General features: G+C 30.3%; 18 protein-coding genes. 11 read left to right on the top strand and 7 right to left on the bottom strand.

What is annotated here, in order from left to right; all coding sequences use genetic code 11:
- Nucleotides 1-3 precede the first annotated feature (3 nt).
- The 9 genes from EC396_RS04095 to EC396_RS04135 all read left to right on the top strand — a co-directional run bounded on the left by EC396_RS04095 (nt 4) and on the right by EC396_RS04135 (nt 11,149).
- Complete coding sequence (locus EC396_RS04095; protein WP_129365433.1) at nt 4-1,245, top strand: OmpP1/FadL family transporter; 1,242 nt, start codon at nt 4-6, stop codon at nt 1,243-1,245.
- 167 nt (nt 1,246-1,412) lie between these two features.
- Nucleotides 1,413-1,751, top strand: coding sequence for an MGMT family protein (locus tag EC396_RS04100; RefSeq protein WP_129365434.1), 339 nt, complete (start codon nt 1,413-1,415; stop codon nt 1,749-1,751).
- Nucleotides 1,752-1,858: 107 nt separating this feature from the next.
- The gene (locus tag EC396_RS04105) at nt 1,859-2,983 is read left to right on the top strand and encodes an Mrp/NBP35 family ATP-binding protein (protein ID WP_129365435.1); all 1,125 of its coding nucleotides are present in this window, start codon (nt 1,859-1,861) and stop codon (nt 2,981-2,983) included.
- A gap of 8 nt (nt 2,984-2,991) precedes the next feature.
- Nucleotides 2,992-3,240: a NifU family protein gene (locus tag EC396_RS04110; RefSeq protein ID WP_129365436.1), complete on the top strand. Its 249-nt coding sequence runs from the start codon at nt 2,992-2,994 to the stop codon at nt 3,238-3,240.
- Between the two features lie 227 nt (nt 3,241-3,467).
- On the top strand, nt 3,468-4,268 hold the full coding sequence (locus EC396_RS04115; protein WP_129365437.1) for a DUF3108 domain-containing protein: 801 nt from the start codon (nt 3,468-3,470) through the stop codon (nt 4,266-4,268).
- Between the two features lie 55 nt (nt 4,269-4,323).
- Nucleotides 4,324-5,550 (top strand): peptidoglycan DD-metalloendopeptidase family protein, encoded by a 1,227-nt coding sequence (locus EC396_RS04120; RefSeq protein WP_129365438.1) that lies wholly within the window; start codon nt 4,324-4,326, stop codon nt 5,548-5,550.
- Between the two features lie 51 nt (nt 5,551-5,601).
- On the top strand, nt 5,602-7,164 hold the full coding sequence (pgi, locus tag EC396_RS04125) for a glucose-6-phosphate isomerase (protein ID WP_129365439.1): 1,563 nt from the start codon (nt 5,602-5,604) through the stop codon (nt 7,162-7,164).
- A gap of 250 nt (nt 7,165-7,414) precedes the next feature.
- Nucleotides 7,415-9,955: a TonB-dependent receptor domain-containing protein gene (locus EC396_RS04130; protein WP_129365440.1), complete on the top strand. Its 2,541-nt coding sequence runs from the start codon at nt 7,415-7,417 to the stop codon at nt 9,953-9,955.
- 15 nt (nt 9,956-9,970) lie between these two features.
- A complete protein-coding gene (locus EC396_RS04135) occupies nt 9,971-11,149 on the top strand; it encodes a hypothetical protein (protein WP_129365441.1) in 1,179 nt (392 codons plus the stop codon).
- A gap of 451 nt (nt 11,150-11,600) precedes the next feature.
- Here EC396_RS04135 and EC396_RS04140 read toward each other — a convergent pair whose 3' ends face one another.
- From EC396_RS04140 to EC396_RS04160, 5 genes are all read right to left on the bottom strand, one after another.
- A complete protein-coding gene (locus tag EC396_RS04140) occupies nt 11,601-14,306 on the bottom strand; it encodes an endonuclease (RefSeq protein ID WP_129365442.1) in 2,706 nt (901 codons plus the stop codon).
- Nucleotides 14,307-14,669: 363 nt separating this feature from the next.
- Complete coding sequence (locus EC396_RS04145) at nt 14,670-15,446, bottom strand: hypothetical protein (protein ID WP_129365443.1); 777 nt, start codon at nt 15,444-15,446, stop codon at nt 14,670-14,672.
- 63 nt (nt 15,447-15,509) lie between these two features.
- Nucleotides 15,510-15,938 (bottom strand): hypothetical protein, encoded by a 429-nt coding sequence (locus EC396_RS04150; RefSeq protein ID WP_129365444.1) that lies wholly within the window; start codon nt 15,936-15,938, stop codon nt 15,510-15,512.
- Between the two features lie 33 nt (nt 15,939-15,971).
- Nucleotides 15,972-16,379, bottom strand: coding sequence for a hypothetical protein (locus tag EC396_RS04155; protein WP_129365445.1), 408 nt, complete (start codon nt 16,377-16,379; stop codon nt 15,972-15,974).
- A 12-nt stretch (nt 16,380-16,391) separates the two neighbouring features.
- Nucleotides 16,392-16,826, bottom strand: a complete 435-nt coding sequence (locus EC396_RS04160; protein ID WP_129365446.1) for a hypothetical protein — start codon at nt 16,824-16,826, stop codon at nt 16,392-16,394.
- A gap of 237 nt (nt 16,827-17,063) precedes the next feature.
- Between EC396_RS04160 and EC396_RS04165 the strand changes: the two genes are divergently transcribed.
- Nucleotides 17,064-17,288 (top strand): helix-turn-helix domain-containing protein, encoded by a 225-nt coding sequence (locus EC396_RS04165; RefSeq protein WP_129365447.1) that lies wholly within the window; start codon nt 17,064-17,066, stop codon nt 17,286-17,288.
- Between the two features lie 52 nt (nt 17,289-17,340).
- Here the strand turns inward: EC396_RS04165 and EC396_RS04170 are convergent, their stop codons facing one another.
- Together EC396_RS04170 and EC396_RS04175 are read right to left on the bottom strand one after the other, a co-directional pair.
- On the bottom strand, nt 17,341-18,066 hold the full coding sequence (locus EC396_RS04170) for a hypothetical protein (RefSeq protein WP_129365448.1): 726 nt from the start codon (nt 18,064-18,066) through the stop codon (nt 17,341-17,343).
- A 152-nt stretch (nt 18,067-18,218) separates the two neighbouring features.
- Entirely contained in the window at nt 18,219-19,427 is a 1,209-nt protein-coding gene (locus EC396_RS04175) for a site-specific integrase (RefSeq protein ID WP_129365449.1), read from the bottom strand.
- Nucleotides 19,428-19,526: 99 nt separating this feature from the next.
- Here EC396_RS04175 and EC396_RS04180 point away from each other — a divergent pair, with 99 nt between their 5' ends.
- A complete protein-coding gene (locus EC396_RS04180; RefSeq protein ID WP_129365076.1) occupies nt 19,527-19,880 on the top strand; it encodes a transposase family protein in 354 nt (117 codons plus the stop codon).
- Nucleotides 19,881-19,921 lie beyond the last annotated feature (41 nt).

A 19,921-nucleotide genomic window follows, 5' to 3' on the forward strand; every position in this document is an offset into this window, starting at 1 on the left:
CCCATGAAATTTCAAAAATTAATAATACTTTTTAGCTTTTTATGCTTTTCTGTATTTGCGCAAAGCGATATAGATTCACCATATTCTTTATTTGGCATTGGAAAAGAGAACTCCAGTTATTTTGGTGGTTCCATTGGATTGGCAAATACAGGAATTGCATATTCAAACGGACTATTAATAAATAAAATTAACCCTGCTTCTTTAACATCTCTTGAACCAAATACATTTTTGTATGAAATTGGTTTAAACAATACCCTATCTGTTAAATCAGACAACAACAACTCACAAACAAATTACGATTTTAATTTCACTCATATTGGAATAGGTTTTTCTGCTAGTGACCGCTGGAAAATGAGTTTTGGATTGGTTCCAAAGACTAAAACCAGCTACAATATTGATATTATTAGCCCTGTAGAAGGAAACAATAATTTATATTACACGAGTGTAACAGGCTCTGGAGGCATCAATGAAGTATTTTGGAGTCACGGTTTTAAACTCGCTAAAAACCTATCCATTGGGCTTGAACTTAACGCCTATTTCGGATCTATAAATCAAGAAAAATATATAAACTATTTAACAACACAAGTTTATTTAAATCAAACAAAAAAATATACTGGTTTGGGTTTAAAGGGTGGTTTTCAATATAAATTTAACAATATATTGGGCACAAATACAACTATTGGAGCTATTGTAAATATGCCGTCAACATTAAGCGGAACAAAAGATACTGAAGGAACAAAAATATTTGAAAGTATAGGTTCTACAACTATTATTGAAGAAACTGACACTAACTTAGCTGATTTTGAAATGCCATTAAAAATAGGATTTGGTATTTCTACACAAATAAGAAAACTAACTTTTAATTTAGACTATCAAAAAAATTATTGGAGTAATTCATACACTTCAAATTCTAATTTTTCCTATAGAGACCAAAGCATTTATGGATTAGGCCTTGAGTACAAACGTCAAACAAATTCACTAAAATATTATCGAAAAGTGATTTATAGAATGGGCCTAAATTATGACTCTGGTTATTTGAGTTTTTCCAACTCAAAAATAGATAGCTATGGTGTATCCGCGGGAATTGGATTACCTATCTCAAATAAAGGTACTACGTTAAATTTAAGTTATTCCTTCGGAAAAGAAGGAACTCTAAACAATAATTTGGTGATGGATAATTTTCATAAAATCAGCTTAAATATTAGTTTATTTGACGACTGGTTTAGAAAACAAAAAATATATTAAGCAACTTGATTTAATTTTAATTATTCAAAAAAAGCGAAATTCCTAATTTAAGGAAATTTCACTTATGTGTATTGCTATTTATTTTAAGTAAAAACACTTCAGTTTTCCATCTTTTGAATCCCGTCTTTTGACTTTCAACTTTTGACTAAAAACCATACTTTTATAAAATGTCAAAATCTGATAATTTTTTCGAAAAAGTATACGAAGTTGCAAAACTCATTCCGTACGGACGTGTAACAAGCTATGGTGCAATTGCCAAATATTTAGGCGCTGCACGCTCTGCCCGAATGGTTGGTTGGGCTATGAATGCCTCACATTCTATACCCGAAATTCCAGCACACAGAGTCGTTAACCGCAAAGGATTGCTTACCGGAAAATTTCATTTTGATGGCACTAACTTAATGCAACAATTGTTAGAAAACGAAGGCATTGTTGTAAAAGAAAACCAAATACAGCATTTTGAAACTGTTTTTTGGGATCCTTTTACCGAATTAAACATAAAATAATTTTACAATTTACTGTAACATCACCTACATTTCTTTTTTATAATGATGTTTCAATATTCGTTTGAAGTCTGTATATTTGTTGTTTAGAATGATTTTACATAAAGAATATGACTTATACAAAACAACAGATAACAAAAGCGCTTGAAACAATTACTGCACCTGGAGAAGGTAAAAATTTAATTGAAAGCGGATCCATTAAAAATATTGTCACTTTTGACAAAGAAATTATAGTTGACGTTACCATAGCAAACCCGTCTTTACAAGCAAAAAAGAAAGTTGAAGTTGAAATTATGAAAGTAATTCATCAGCTAATTGACCAAAAAGCTGACGTAAAAGTGAATGTAACATCTGAAACTAAAAACGAACCTTTTAAACCAGAAAAACCAAAAGTTCCAGGTATTCAAAATATTATTGCTGTAGCTTCAGGAAAAGGTGGCGTTGGAAAATCTACCATCACAGCAAATATGGCTGTTTCTTTACAAAAAATGGGCTTTAAAGTAGGTATTTTAGATGCCGATATTTATGGGCCATCAATTCATTTAATGTTTGATGTTGCAAATGCAAAACCTTTGTCTGTTGAAGTAGACGGACAAGTAAAAATGCAACCTGTTGAAAGTTATGGTGTAAAAATATTATCATTGGGCTTTTTTACAGATGCCAATCAAGCTGTTATATGGCGTGGTGCAATGGCTTCAAAAGCATTAAACCAAATGATTTTTGATTCTTATTGGGGCGAACTAGATTTCTTATTGATCGATTTACCTCCAGGAACTGGTGATATTCATTTATCACTTGTACAAGCAGTGCCAATTACAGGAGCTGTAATTGTAAGCACACCACAAAATATTGCTTTAGCCGATGCCAAAAAAGGTGTTGCTATGTTTCAACAAGAAACCATTAATGTACCTGTTTTAGGTATTATTGAAAATATGAGTTATTTTACACCTGCTGAACTTCCTGAAAATAAATATTATATTTTTGGAAAAGATGGTGCAAAAAATTTAGCTGAAGATATTGACGCACCATTTTTAGGTGAAGTTCCTTTGGTACAAAGTATCCGTGAAGCAGGAGACGTTGGTCACCCAGTAGCTTTACAAAACAACACACCGTTAGAAAATGCTTTCTCTGAAATTACAAAAAATGCATTGGCTCAATTGGTGAAAAGAAATAACGATTTACCTCCAACTGAAATTGTAAGAATTACAACAATGAGTGGTTGCGCAACAAAATAATAAATACAATGAGTGAACAAGAATTAAGAACTAACGTTGAAATTGCATTGCAAGAAATAAGACCATATCTTGAAGCTGATGGTGGTAATATTTCTTTAGTTGAAATAACCGAAGATACCGTAAGTGTTCAACTTGAAGGTGCTTGCTTGGGTTGTTCAGTGAATCAAATGACGCTTAAAAATGGTGTTGAAGCAACTATAAAAAGACATGCACCTCAAATTAAACGTGTAATTGAAATTAATGGTATTACATTCTAAATTTCACCAAATTTTTTTCTAAAAAGAGCAACTTAAGTTGCTCTTTTTAATTTAGTTACAAAATATTTAAATTTCATTTAGCTTTATTAAAGCTCAACAAAATTAACAACACATTTGCTACTTTTTAAAATCAAAAAAACATTTAACAAAAGCTTCACCTCGTTCAAAATTCTTTTTTTACTTTTGGAATAATAATTGCTATTCTTCTTAAAATTGAAGCAAAAAATATGCGAAAATATCTATCAATATTACTTTTTCTTAGTGCACTGACTACTTTTGGTCAATCGGAAAAACAAAAAGAAAACACTCCTGAATTGGCTTTTAAAAAAGGCGAATGGCTTAAATACAGAATGAGTTATAGCAATTTTTTAAATGCCGGATTTGCCACGCTCGATGTAAAACAAACCAGAAATAATGGTCAAGAAGCATTTCATGTAAAAGGTTTTGGTGAAACTACCGGAGTCATTAGCTGGTTTTTTAAAGTTGAAGACAACTATCAAACCTATTTTTACAAAGAATCATTACAACCTTACCGTTTTATTCGAAAAATAAATGAAGGCGGATATACCAAAAACAAAGAGATTTTATTTAACAGTGATGCCAATTTGGCAACGGTAAAAAATTTCAAAAAAAACACACAGCAAGATTATAAAATTAGTAACAACATTCAAGATATGCTTTCAGCGTTGTATTATTTGAGAAATCAAGATTTACAACATCTTTCAACTGGACAATCCATAGAATTAAAACTTTTTTTTGACGAAGAAACCTATGTTTTTAAGCTGCAATATTTAGGTAAGGAAATTATAAAAACCAAATTTGGATCGGTTAATTCGTTAATATTTAAACCTCTGGTTCAAGCTGGTCGTGTTTTTAAAGAAGAAGAAAGTGTGACTATTTGGATTAGTGACGATAAAAATAAAATTCCGCTTCGTATTAAGGCTTCATTGGCTGTAGGGTCACTTCGTGCAGATTTAGACGAATTTAAAGGTTTAGCCCATCCTTTTAACATAATTTTTAACAATTAAATTGTATTTTCGCGTTTGAAATTTTCAAACCTATAATCTTTAAATATTTAATCTGTTGAAAAAAATAGCATTACTCTTTATTATTGTTTTATTTACCTCTTGCGGTGACAAAAAAAAAGTTGACATCCCTGAAACTGACAATGCAGAACCAGAAATAATTTTTAAATATGGTTATAAATTAAATGACTTCACTGTTATCCATGACACCATTAAGAAAAATGAAAATTTTAGTGAAATTTTAGGTAGACACCACGTTAGCTACCCTAAAGTTTTAGAAATTGTAAATAAAATTAGAGACACTTTTAATGTTAGAAAAATAAAAGTTGGCATTCCGTACACCATTTTAGCAAAAAAAGATTCGACACAAGAAGCGCTGGTTTTTATATACAAACCTTCTAAAGTTAAATATACAGTAATTGATTTTAAAGATTCAATTAGCGCTTTTAATGCACAAATCCCTATTAAAGTTGTTGAAAAAACCGCAACTGGAATTATTAAAAGTAGCCTTTCTGAAGCTGTTGAAAAACAAGGACTAAGTCCTTATTTAACTTACAAAATGGCCGATAATATTTTTGCTTGGACAATCGACTTTTCTAAACTTCAAAAAAACGATAAATTTAAAGTCATTTACGAGCAATTGTATATCAATGATACTGTTCCTGTTGGTATTGGAGAAATAAAAGCAGCCTATTTTGAACATGGTGACAAACCTTTTTATGCATTTAAATTTGTTGCAGATTCTACCACCGGGATTTCTGATTATTACGACGAAAAAGGAAACAACCAACGTCGTCAGTTTTTAAAAATGCCTGTGCAGTTTAGCCGTATTTCATCGCGTTACAACTTAAACAGAAGAATTGCTTTTTATGGTAATAAAATTAAACCTCACAAAGGTACAGATTATGCTGCGGCTGTTGGAACACCAATTATGGCAACAGCAAACGGTACGGTAATAGAATCTCAGTACAAAGGCGCCAATGGTAACTACGTAAAAATTCGTCATAATAGCACTTATACCACCCAATATTTACATATGAGTAAACGTGCCGTAAAAGTAGGACAAGTTGTAAAACAAGGCGACGTAATTGGGTATATTGGAATGACAGGAAATACCTCTGGGCCACACGTTTGTTACCGTTTCTGGAAAAATGGTGTACAAGTTGACCCTTTAAAAGAAAAATTACCAACATCTGAACCTTTAAAAGCAAGTATAAAACCAGGCTATCTTAACTATATTGATCCACTTAAAACTCAAATAGATAATATAACATATACTAAATAATAATAAAATATTATTTTTACACAAAACCAATTTAAACAACGATTACAAACCATGAAAAATATCAATCCTACCAAAACAAAAGCTTGGTCTAAATTACACAACCATTACAACGATGTAAAAGATGTGCATTTAAAAACATTATTTAACGAGAATAACAACCGTAAAAACGATTTCACTTTAAATTTTAATGATTTTGAATTCGACTTCTCTAAAAATAGAATCAACAAAGAAACCATTGAAACTTTAGTTGAATTGGCAAATGAAGTAGATTTAAAAAGCGCTATGGATGCTTATTTTTCAGGTGAAGTTATTAATAAAACCGAAAAAAGAGCCGTTTTACACACAGCCTTAAGAAGTCAGTTAGACAATGAAGTTTTGGTTGACGGCGTAAATGTAAAACCTGAAATTAAAGCAGCATTGGCTAAAATTGAAGGATTTACCAACAAAGTAGTTTCTGGAGAATGGAAAGGTTATACCAATAAATCTATTACCGATGTTGTAAATATTGGTATTGGAGGATCAGATTTAGGACCAGATATGGTTGTTGAATCTTTAAAATTCTATAAAAATCACTTAAACGTTCATTTTGTTTCAAACATTGATGGAGACCACGTACAAGAAGTAATTAAAAATTTAAATCCTGAAACTACCCTATTTGTAATTGTTTCTAAAACTTTTACAACACAAGAAACGTTGACAAATGCAACTACCATTAAAAAATGGTTTATGCAATCAGCTTCTGAAAGTGATGTTGCCAAACATTTTGTTGCAGTTTCAACAAATTTAGAAAAAGTTAAAGGTTTTGGAATTGCATCAGACAACATTTTCCCAATGTGGGATTGGGTTGGAGGTCGTTTCTCATTATGGAGTGCTGTAGGTCTTTCTATTAGTTTGGCTGTTGGATTTAACAATTTCAACGATTTGTTAATTGGTGCTTTTGAAATGGATGAACATTTTAAAAATACACCTTTTGAAAAAAATGCACCAGTAATTGCCAGTTTAATAGGTATTTGGTACAACAACTTTTTTAATACAGAAAGCGAAGTAATTTTACCTTACGCTCAGTACTTAAGCAAATTAGCGCCTTATTTACAACAAGCTATTATGGAAAGTAATGGTAAAAGTGTTGATAGAAATGGAGACCGAGTAGACTACCAAACAGGTGGAATTATTTGGGGAGCTCCAGGTTCTAACTCTCAACATGCTTTTATGCAGTTATTACACCAAGGTACAAAATTAATTCCTGCTGATTTTATTGGTTTTAAACAATCATTATATGGTGATAAAGACCATCACGAAAAATTAATGGCTAACTTTTACGGTCAAACTCAAGCTTTAGCTGAAGGAAAAACCAAAGAAGAAGTACATTTAGATTTAAAAACACAAGGTAAATTAGATGAAATTTCGACCTTACTACCTTACAAAGTTTTTGAAGGAAACAAACCAAGTACAGCTATTTTAATTGAAAAATTAACACCTAAAACTTTAGGAAGTTTAATTGCATTTTACGAGCACAAGATATTTATCCAAGGAATTATTTGGAATATTTTTAGTTACGACCAGTTTGGGGTTGAATTAGGAAAAGAATTGGCTCAAAAAAATCTTTCAAAATAACATACAGTTTACTTCTTTAAAAGTAACCTATCTCATTTATTGACATCTAACTGTTAATAAACTATAATTATTAGTCAATAATATTACAGTTTATTCAGTTAGATTTTTTTATTTTTGACAATCTTAATTTTTTGTTAAAAAAAATCAATTTATCTAAATATTTTGTTAAAAATATTTTAACATTAAGTTAATGATAGCGTAGGTATAAGTTACCACATTTGTAAATTCTTAAATAACTTAAAATTTAGTAATGAAAAATTTAAAAAATTGGCTAACGGTAATTATGTTAATCACATCGGTTACTGTTTTTTCTCAAACCATACTTTCAGGTAAAGTTGTGGATGAAACTAACCAACCATTGCCTGGCGCTACGGTTGTAATTCAAGGTTCAAAAACTGGATCTTCTACAGATTTTGATGGAAACTTTAATTTTGAATCCAAAGTACAAAACGGAACACTTGTAGTTTCTTTTATTGGATACCAATCTAAAACAGTTTCTTTTAAAGGAAATGGAAAACTTGGTACAATTTCTTTAGTACCTTCGGCTGAGTCACTAGATGAAATTGTAATTACACAAACTTCATTTGCAGTTGACAGAAAAACACCTGTAGCTGTTTCAACAATTAAAGCTGCTTTAATTGAAAACAAATTAGGAACACAAGAGTTTCCTGAAATTTTAAAATCTACACCAGGTGTATACGCTACTAAATCAGGTGGTGGATTTGGTGATGGTAGATTAAATTTAAGAGGTTTTAACTCTGAAAACGTTGCTGTATTAATTAATGGTGTACCTGTTAATGATATGGAAAATGGTAGAGTTTACTGGAGTAACTGGGCTGGTTTATCAGATGTTACGGGTGCTATGCAAGTACAAAGAGGTTTAGGAGCTTCTAAAGTTGCTGTACCTTCTATTGGTGGTACTATCAATATTTTATCTAAAACTACTGATGTAGTTGCAGGTGGTAATTTTGGAACAAGCTTTGCAAACGATGGTTATTTTAAAGTTGGCGCAACAGTATCAACAGGATTATTAGAAAGCGGATTTGCTGCTACTATTTCTGCATCAAAAACTTCTGGAGATGGTTACGTAGATGGAACTGAATTTGATGGTGCAAACTACTTTTTGAACTTGTCTTGGCAAATCAATGCTCAACATAAAATCGCATTAACTTCTTTTGGAGCTCCACAACGTCACGGACAAAGACAGAATAAAAGTTTAATTTCTACATACAGAAATGCTGAAAGTGGAAATAAATATAACCCAGATTGGGGTATGAGAGGTGGAAAAGTAGTTAATATTGAAGACAATTTTTACCACAAATCTCAAACATCCTTAAACTGGTACTTTAATATCAACGAAAAATCTAACTTATCAACTGCTCTTTACTATTCTAATGGTAACGGTGGTGGTGGCGGAACTGGCGGAAACAGTGAATTATTCAAAGTTAGATTAGGTGGATTTGATCAACCTGTTGATATTGATAATATTGTTGAAATTAACCGTGCAAATGGAGAGCAAGGTCTAGGTGCTGAATCGTATTTAAGAGCCTCTAGAAACGATCACGTTTGGTATGGTATGCTATCTACTTACGATTTAACTTTTGCAGAAGATTTTAAATTAACTGCAGGTTTAGATTTAAGAAATTATACAGGTAAACACTTTACTGAAGTTACTGACTTGTTAGGTGGTTCTTACGTAATAGACAATAGTGATAAAAACAACCCAAATAGAACTGTAAAAGTTGGAGATAAAATTTCTTACTACAATGATGGTGAAGTAGGATGGCAAGGAGCATTTGCTCAATTAGAGTATGACATAGATCAATGGTCTGCTTTCGTTTCTTTGGCTGGATCAAACACATCTTACAAAAGAATTGATTATTTTGGCTACTTAGACAGCGATCCTTTACAAGAAACTGATAAATCTAACTTTTTTGGTTATAGTGCAAAAGGTGGTGCTAACTTTAGAATAGACGACCATCACAATGTATTTGCAAATATTGGATATTTTGAAAAAGCGCCATCATTCAGAGCTTATGAAAGTGGCCAACATAACAACGTAGATATCAATCCTGATGCAGATAATGAAAAGATTTTCAGTATGGAGTTAGGCTATGGCTATAGAGGTGAAAAATTTGCAGCAAATGTGAATCTTTACAGAACATTATGGAAAGATAGATTTTTATCTCAAAGATTTGAATCAGGTCAAACAGGTGAAGATTTTTACGCTAGTATTCTTGGTGTTAATGCCTTACATCAAGGTATAGAAATAGACTTTACTTACAAACCTTTGGATAATTTATCATTTTACGGAATGTTATCTCTTGGTGACTGGGAATGGCAAAGTGATTTAGTTGACGTTCCAGTATTTGATGAAAATCAAGAACAAGTAGGTACTGTTGATTTATTCATTAAAGGTTTAAAAGTTTCTGATGCCGCACAAACAACTGCTGCTTTAGGAATGGACTGGGAAGTTATGAGCAAAACTAATTTTGCAATTGACTATAACTATTTTGCTAATATGTATGCAGATTTTGACCCTAACAACAGAGGTCAAGAAGGATTACCACAAGCTTGGAAAACTCCAGACTATAGTACTTTTGATGTGAGCTTACGTTATGGATTTCTAATAGGAACTTTAGATACTACTATTACAGGTAGATTAAACAACGTATTTAATACAGAATACATTGCTGACGCAGCTGATGGTGCTGGATCAACTGCAAATACTGCACTTGTATGGTATGGGTTTGGTAGAACTTTTTCTGTAAGTGCAAAAATTAACTTTTAATAAAAATACAAAACAATGAAAAAAATAGTTTATTTATTAATGGTATTTACATTGGTATTCACAACAGCTTGTGATCCGATGGAAGATATTTATGATGATCTTGACTCATCTCCTACTAAAGAAAATGATATCATCGGAAATTTGGAGTACACGTTTACCGATGAAGATTACACAACAGATATTGAGGATGGTGGCTATTTTGGATTCTCATATCCAAATTTTAGCTCAACAGAGCAAGCAAAAGAATTAATTCCTGATTTTTTAACCGGTGAATATCCAGTATGGGGAGTTACTTATGAGGAAGATGGAAAAATTAAAGAAGCTTCTACAGCAAAGATGACTTTTAATATTTATGCACCTAAAAAAACTGAAAAGAGTTTGGTTATATATACGGTAACCACTGCTGATTATGATGCTAACCCTGAAACTGAGAAATATAACAACTTTGACGATATGAGTCAGATTTATGACTTTTTAGATTTGAAATATCCAAATCCTGCTGATAGAGTTTTAGTTTCCTTAACTTATAAATTCTTTTCTGGAGGGGTTAAAACCCTGAACAATGGATTTTTATATATAAACGGAGAATGGGAAATGGTTAATGGTTTTACTGATGATGAATATAAGACAATGGGTGAAAGCTATCCTAATTTTTCAAATGAAGATGAAGCTGAAGCAAAAATTCCTGTATTTTTATTAGACAAGTATAAATACACTCCAAAAAAAGCTGGTGATATTGAAAGCACTATGTATAAAATTTATGTTGGCGGTGGTGTTACAGAAAGTTATATTATGTATTTTATCTTTGATGGCTCAACTTGGTCTAAATATGAAGGCGTAATTCAAGAAACTATTCAATTTGGTCATAATGGAAAAACTTGGGTACCTGATAATACAATTAAACATACTTTAACTAGTGATGATGTTGCATTTATATCTAATGCACTTATGGATAAATATCCAGGCCCAGCAGATAACGTAGGTTACTTTGGTAGTTTTGACAGGAGGTCTAGTAGTAGTAATTACTGGAATGATGAAATGTTGTTAGAAGCATTTAATTTACTCCTTGACAATAAAAACCCATCAGCGGAGGAAGGTCAAAAGTATACTCTTACCTATATTATTTATAATGGCGCTACAACAAACGAAACAAAAAATGTTATTAAAACAAGTGGTGTTTGGGTATATCAATAAAAAATAATACTTATTTAAGCAAAAAGAGCTATCTTAATTGATAGCTCTTTTTTTATGATGAATACTTAAACGGAAAACTATTTAAATTACAACATAAATACAATTAACACTAACCCAAAAAATACTATAACATCATTTTTAAATGGTTTTTATGAGTTTAAAACACACTCATTAACCAAACTCCGTTTTCTATAATTTATTAAATGTAAAACGAACTAACAGTAACTTCTTCTTTCAAAAAATACGACTAGTATAAATACAAATTAGCCTATTTTTTCAAAACTGAACCTAAAAGTTTATATAATAGACTGATAATATTTATATGTTTAAATGATACAATTTTATTAGGGAAGCTAAATTGATTTATAATAAAAAACTCCCGAAGTTATTGCTTCAGGAGTTTTAAGTTTTTGTACATAAACCTTCATAATATTAAATAAGCGGCTTTATTTTATTGTTTAACCAATTTCAACAACTGAGGTTCAGCAGTATTGATTTTGATAAAATAAACACCCGAAGGTTGATCCTCAATATTCAACTGAATTTTACCATATGTAACAGGATATACTTTTGAACTTAGCAATAAAGATTGAACATTATAAATTTGAACTTCAACAAATTTAACGGTTGTAGGTATACTAATTTCAAATTTACCAGTACTTGGATTTGGATAAGCTAAAACTGTTTCAAACAAATCTACTTGTTTTGTAATTTTACCCTCACACTCAATAGCTGTTTTTACTTCAATTAAATCGCCTTGACTTACAGCTACAGAAAAACTAGAAGCATTGGTTTTAAATTGTTCGTTTCCGTTAACCAATACTGCATAAGGCGTTGTACCCTTAGAAATTTCAATTTCTGCTTTATTAGCCTTGATAGTTGCTTTACCTTCAATAGTTCCTCCAGCTTCAATAGTAACAGAAAAACATTGCTCATAAGTTTCACCATCAACTGAAATACAAAATTCTAATGGCCCATCAGCTAAACCTTCAAGAGGTAAATTATTTGTAAAACTGTGTAAAGTACCATTAATTGTTACCTTATAATTATGTGTTTCAACAGCTGTTATATTTAATTTTCCGTTGTCTTTATTTGCACAGGTTTCACCAACGGTCTCAATGGTAAAATTATTTGCTGGTAAAATAAAACAACCTACTGCGTTTACATTTGCACCTGCTGTTGTATTTGGGCATTGGTCTTTGTCATTCATTACACCATCATTATCATCATCTAATTGTCCGTTTGAACAACCATTAGCATCAACTAATTCACCTAAAGGAGTATTTGGACAATCATCAACATTATTCATAACTCCATCGCTATCATCATCTAACTGACTTTGTGAACAACCATTTGCATTAACTTGCTCTCCAATTGGAGTATTAGCACAAGTATCGTCACTATTTTGAACGCCATCATTATCATCATCTAACTGTCCGTTTGAACAACCATTAGCATCAACTAATTCACCTAAAGGAGTATTAGGGCATAAATCATTTTCGTTTAAAACCCCATCACCATCTGAATCCGGATTGTTATCTGCAGTAATTTCAAAACTATCAACTGTCCAACGAGTTGGCGTACTGTTGGCATAATATTTAAAAGCAAAATAAACTTGGCCTGTAATTGCACTAATATCAACATTGTTAAAAGTGAAAATTTCTTCAGTACCCGAAGTATTTGATTTTATTGGAATGGTAATATTAGGTACTGCAACCCACGTAAAACTAGCTGGATTACCAGAACCATTATAATCTAATGAATAAACTAAAGCTAAACTACTGTTTCCATAAGCTGCATCGGTATAAAAACTAATTTTTTCACCAGTATTTAGATCCATATCAACAGGATTTGATGTAATTAACCAATCTTTACTTAGCACATCTTGATTGAAGCCATTGATATTTATTGAACCCGAATTATTTTCACCAAACACCGATTCACAAGTCCAGTTTTTATCTGAAGCTTCGCTATAAGTGAAGAATTTTAAGTTTGAACAATCTTCAAAGTTTTCTTGAATTAAATAAGTAGGCCCTTCTAATGTTTTTACTGACAAAGCACTACTAAATTCAGAATAATTAGAACTTGCATCTCTAGCTTTAATTGTAATTGAATATGTTGTACTTGGATTTAAATTTGAAATTGTTGTAGTTGTTGAAGTTGAAGATTGCAAATAAGCACCATCAACATAAATAGCATAATCATACACTTTAATATTATCTGTTGAAGGATTCCAGCTAATTTCTAATGTTTCATAAGTAACATTGTTAGCTATTAAATTTAAAGGAGCCGTTGGAGCTTCTTTATCAGTAGTTCCGTTCATATTCCAATTGTCTTCAGCAACCAAACCACCCCAAATTAAAGTCGCCAAATACGGGTTATCTATAAAAGGATTTCTATTTTTTTGAATACCAAAAAGTATTTCATTTCTATTGGCTTCAAAAGGCGAAACAGGATCTTCAACATTCCAATTTAAAAAAAGAGCAATCATATTTGGATCATCTAATAAGGGCGTTCCAAAACCTACATTTTTAGGCAAACAATTGGTTTCAGCTATTTGAGTTCCCGTACCGTGATAACGTGTGTACATATACATTATAATACGTGCAACATCACCTTTCCATTCATCACCAGGATACCAACCTCCATTTGTTGTAACTATATGTGAATTTCCATTTCCATCGGTAAATTTATTATTACTTCTATCACCATTCCTTTCTTGATCTGCCGGGCGTAAATTGTGAACATCGGTTCCAGGTCCAGGCTCATCAGTTCCTAAATTTGGATTTGCCAATGACTTTGCAAAAACATGCTCTCTATTCCATTTTCCATCAATATAAACCGAACCAGCAGTCTCAGATTTTAGTCTAGTTCTATCTGTTGAAAAAAATCCATCAGTATCATTAAACCCATAAATTAACAAAACATTGTTGCTATTTAAAGGATCTTCATCTGCTAATTTACAAGCATCCCAAACATCTACAGGTGAGCCTGTATAAGGAATTCCGACATGAGTAGATGTTAATTTTTGAGACAATTCTAAAAAAAGTTCATTACCAGTCTTTGTTAAATCCACCCCAGTATAATATGATGGAATTTGTGAAAAAACAGGTAGTGTTACAAAAAATAATACAAGGTATAGTAAGAAATTTTTCACTTAAAAATATTTTATTTTACAAATCTATTGCTATTATATAAAAACAACAACTATTAAAGTTAATTCTATGTAAATAACCAAATTAATATAGCAAATTGTATAAAATAAACTGACTCCTTTACAATATTTTAGCTTAAAACCAAAATCCCACAACTTTTGACTTGATTCGAACTACAAGAGTGTTAAAAGTTGTACCATTCACTTTTTCATACGTTTTGTAATCTACAATTGTTACCATAGTTTTTTAAATTTTAAGATTATACAATTGAGCACGGGGGTATCCCGCAAAACTAAAGAAGGGTGGGGTTTGATTTTATGTTAACTCGCTTTTTCGTTGAAAAAAATTAAATTTTTTCACAAAAATTATTTTTTAAATTCAATAAATTTAAATTTCAAGCTATCAATAACTTTATTATTCTCATAATCTTGAAGAGCATAATTAAATCCTGACTTATAGTAATCAACAACAATTAAATCCCTCTTTACAACTCCTCTCAATTCTTTAAAATAATTAGGATGTATAATATCTTCTTCGTAGGATTTTGGATCTTCTGACTCATAAAACTTCATAAATATTTGATTCCCATCAATACTATATTTAGAAATATCACCCAGCTTATCACATTCATTCAAATCAATAAACTCTGAAATTTCTTCATTTGAAATATTAAATTCATTTTCATTTTCTAAATAAATAACATATCCATTTTTGTTAAATACAAGTGCAAAAAAGATTTGAAATGTAATTCCTATTTCACTATTATAACCTGATTTACACGCAATATAGAAACCGTCAGTTTTTATTACTTTATCATTAATTACTTTATAGCCATCATTAATGTTAACCTCATTTACATATTTTTGAAGAGAAGAATAAATATTTTTGTTAAGCCTACTTTTTTTAGAAATAGTTTCTTCAGCCTCTTTTATGCTATTATTAGTGATTTTTTCTTCAATTTTATCTGCTGTAGAATCAACAAAAGTAAAAACTAATGCAAAAACTATGATTACAACTCCTAGCGCAAGAAAAAGATTCCCAATACCTAAATCAATATTTGTAGATGCTATCATTCCAAAAATTAAGGTTATTCCAATAATGGATAATACAATTGAAATAATTATCTTAGATGTGTCATTCATAATATACTATTTTACATTAAATCCAAAAAGTTTTTTTACCCCCTTAATAAAGTGGATTTAAATTTATTTGTTATTTATTTTTAAATCAAAAAATACTTGACTTGATTCTTTGTTGTAAACCATCAAACTTAATTTTTTGTCTGTAGGATAATAGAATACAATCGTGGTTTCTATTGGGTTATCCAAATGTTGTGTAAGGCATTTGTACAGATAATTTGTAGTGCCATTATCTTTTATTTTGCCCAAATAATCAACTACTTCATAAAATAATAATTTATCAGGTATTCTCGGGTCTTGTATAGCAATACTCCCTTCAGTATTATTTTTATCAATTAGAATAGTAATTTTAAATTCGGATTCTTCTATAAAATTATTTTCTTTAGATGAATTATCTTGAAAACTTGTTTTATAGCTTCTATAATCACCACTAAAATTTTGGGAGTAACATAATGTATTTATTAAAATTGTTAAGGTGATTAGCGTTTTTTTCATAGGCGTTTAATTTTTAGAAGGGATGTATATTCATTAGGTAACATCTGTCCAAACATTCACCTTACTTTCCATCTCTTCAATCAGTGCCCAAGCTATTCTTTGCTGAGCAGCAATATCCAAATTTCTAACATTAGGTAGTTGTTTTTCTAAAATTACCTCTTGCATAAAATATTTATATTTCCAAATAATTGTTAAATGTCCTGTACTATAATGAAAGTTTATAATCTGATTTTTTCCTTCTTCATATAAATTAAAACTTCTCTTATCAATCCCTATCACTGAGCCAGCTCCCTCAAAAGCAAAATTATTCAATATTTTAACTATGTATTCGAATTTAAGCTCAAGTGGCTGATCATTTAATTCCATATTGTCTTTACGCAGGTTATTCATAAAACTAATTATTATGAAACCAACTATTATTATTAATAATGTCCAAATCATATCTTATATTTTTTAGTAAATATGTTGATTAATTATAGCTAGAGCGTAGTCTAATGTAGAACTTGAAATACTTGAGTTAGCAATTCTTTCATTGCTCGGACAAAGTTTATTATATTCACCTAGTATAACTTCAAAAAGTAGATTCTTTTCCTTAATAAATAATTGCTTTTGATTTTCTTTAAAAAAGTTTTCAAAATAACAAATACAAAATATTATTACAGGTATTTTATTATAAAATTCCTCACTTAATTCATCTAATAAATTTTCGCTAAGACCATAACCTATTGTCTTGTGATAAGCCATATTTCTAAAGTTTAATAAAGCTAATACACTCTCTTTTGTATGATTTCCCTCATAAAATAAACTATAGTAATTTTCAGTCATTACTCTAGAAGTTCCTCCTGGTGCATTTTTACCTGTTCGCATCATCCATTTAAATAATCCCATATTCTCTAATTATATTTAAAAGTTACTATATCTTGTTTTGTTTCACTACCAATATGGCTTTTTGGAAAACCACAATTTATTGTATATCTATTTTCTTGGTCAGAACAGGAAGTAGATAATAACGATATCAACCTTGATTGATGAATTTTATTTTTCATAGTTTATTGTTTTTAATTTATTTCAAATATAGGCATATATGCCTACTTATTTATTGTAATACTCTACGAATTTTACCTAGTGGAGTATATAGAAAATTCAGCGTTTTTAATTGCCTTTGGTAAAAACCTTAGAAAGTATAGAAAACTAAAAGGTTTTACACAGGAACAACTTGCCAATGATTTAGGTATTGAAATTTCCCAAATAAGCAGAATTGAAAGAGGTGTCATAAATACCTCAATTGGAAATGCTTATACTATAGCTAAAGTTTTAAAAATTGATATTAAAGAGTTATTTGATTTTTGATTAACCAAGCAAAAAACCACCCCTAAATTAGAGGTGGCTTAATAATTTTATTTTAATAATAGTAATCTAAATAAATTTTTGAAGTTTGCCCGTGGTCAAATATAAATAAATCGGCTGTCATAGGATAACCATCTTCATCATACTCATAATCAAACTGAATTTCAAATACAGTTATTCCTTGAGCATCTTTAAATACCATTCCTCTTATATTATTGTTTGGAATAAGATTTCTAGCCTTCATTAACTTAGGGTTTTGATAACCAAAATTAAGTTGAGTTTTATCAAGAACATCAAGCATCATTGATGATTTTAATGTGTAAAATAAAAAATTAGGTTTTGAATCATAAAATATCTCGCCAATAATTGAAGTAGAATTATATCCATTTTCAAAAGTAAGAATCTTAGAAGGGTTTCCATTTGTGTCAAATTCTAATACCTCTCCTGTATCAAAAGCATCATAAGGAACATTATATAATTCACTAATGGTAAACATTCCTTCTCTATAAGATCCTATTGTATTCAATTCCCCTTGCGAATTATAATTAAATGAGTAGGTTTCTTCTCCATCTGAAATACTACTTAATTGATTATTACCTCCATAATTAAACATCACAAAAGCTTTCTCTCCATATGTATTTAAACCTTCAATCCTTTTTATAAGTTTTTCTTTTACTTCTCCGTTCACCTCTTCGAACTCATCTTCAATTGTGGTTTCATCACCGCAACTATAAAATAACATAATTCCAATTAATGGTAATAAATACTTAATCTTTTTCATCTCTAAAATAATTTAATAATGCTTACTATTAAGGGGTTCAGCTTTCCCTAATCTTTCATCAAAAATAATTATAATAAAGTTTAAAATCTTACGGGTTTCCGTAAGACTTGTTAATAATAAAGATTCTAAATAAGAGTCTTATTGTTAATTTATTATATTTTTTTATTATTCAATCTCTTCATCTCTTCACTAACCTTCTTCTTCACAACCTTACCATAACTATCTTCAGTTATTGTAATACTACTATGACCTAACAATTGACTCACAATTTCCATAGGTACATTATTATATAATAATACTGTACTAGCAAATGTTTTTCTAGCTGTATGTGTTGTCAGCCTTTTTTCTATCTTAAGTAATGGTGCCATTTCCTTCAAATAAGAATTGTAACGTTGGTTGCTACAGATATTAAATATGTTATCAAAACTATCATTTGCATATTTATCAATCAACTCTCTAGCTTTTGGCAATAATGGAACAGAAATATTCTTTTGCGTTTTCTCACGTTTCATTTCTATCCATAATTCATTATCAAAACCTTTAACAATATGCTGTTTTTTTAGGTTTTTGATTTCATTGTAGGCGAGTCCAGTATAGCAACTAAAAACAAACCAATCCTTCACTTGTTGCAATCTGAGTTGACTGAATTGATGTTTTTCAAGCTGTTTCAGTTCATCTTCAGATAAAAACACAATCTCAGTTTTTACACTTTTAGTTTTATACAACATAAATGGGTCTCTATCCATATAGCCTTTAGATAAAGCAACCTTAATGGGTTTTCTAAAACGCTGTATAGATTTGTTAATGGTAATTTGTTTTTGACTTTTTTCTACCTTTAAATAATATTCAAAATCATTCAAAAATTGTAATGTTAATTTCTTTAATGGGAAATCATTGGTTTTATATCTCCATTTTATAAATGACTTTACATTGTTTCTAACATAGTGAAACTTATTCCAGGTTGCTTGTTTTATATCAATACTAATAAGCTTTTTAAGCATTTTTAAGTAACTTTCAAACACTTCTAATACATTATGTTCTTTGGCTATTTTCTCACCTTTATATAAGGTGTAAATATCATCTATAGTAAAGCTGTTTTCCTGAACTTGAAGCAATAAAAAAGCCTGACGAATTTTATTTTCTATCAGGCTCAGTTGTTGATTTACTAAAGTATTTTCTTTGTTAGGTGGTTCAGCGATTTGCTGTTTATTGTCCCAATATACAGGATTTATAAATAACCCTGTTGAGAATTCCTTTCTGTTTTTATTATAGGTGAATCTGCACTTTATAGAGGATTTACCTAATTTATTAATTCTATTAGTTGAAATCAAGAATAGAATATTAATTTTATTATTGTTCATTGTTTTTAGTTATGATTAGTTAATGGTGTATTCAGGATCATTCTCAAAAGTTGTGTGTGAATTGAATTAAAATTATGATTTTTGTTTAAAAAATAAATTTTGGACAATTATCTAGACTTACTAAAACTCATACTCCCTGAGTTTTTAATCAACCACTTCTATCTGGTAAAGAACACCAAAAACGGTGAAGTAATGCATCTTTATTTTGAAGAGCGAAATATACCTCCAAAAGAGCAGGTTTCCAAAGTTCTAATAGCGCACGGTTTTCACAAAGAAGTAACAATCCAAGATTTTCCATTACGTGGAAACACGGTCTATCTACACATAAAACGACGTAGATGGCTGGACAAAACAACCAAGGAAGTTATTCAAAGAGATTGGAACTTAGTAGCACAGGGAACACGGATGACCACCGAGTTTGCTGCTTTTTTAAAAGAAATTAGTCAATACTAAGGCTTCTGATTGCCATACCATCGGCAGTTTCTATGGAGTTA

Source organism: Lutibacter sp. HS1-25, from assembly GCF_004121075.1.
Taxonomy (GTDB): domain Bacteria; phylum Bacteroidota; class Bacteroidia; order Flavobacteriales; family Flavobacteriaceae; genus Lutibacter.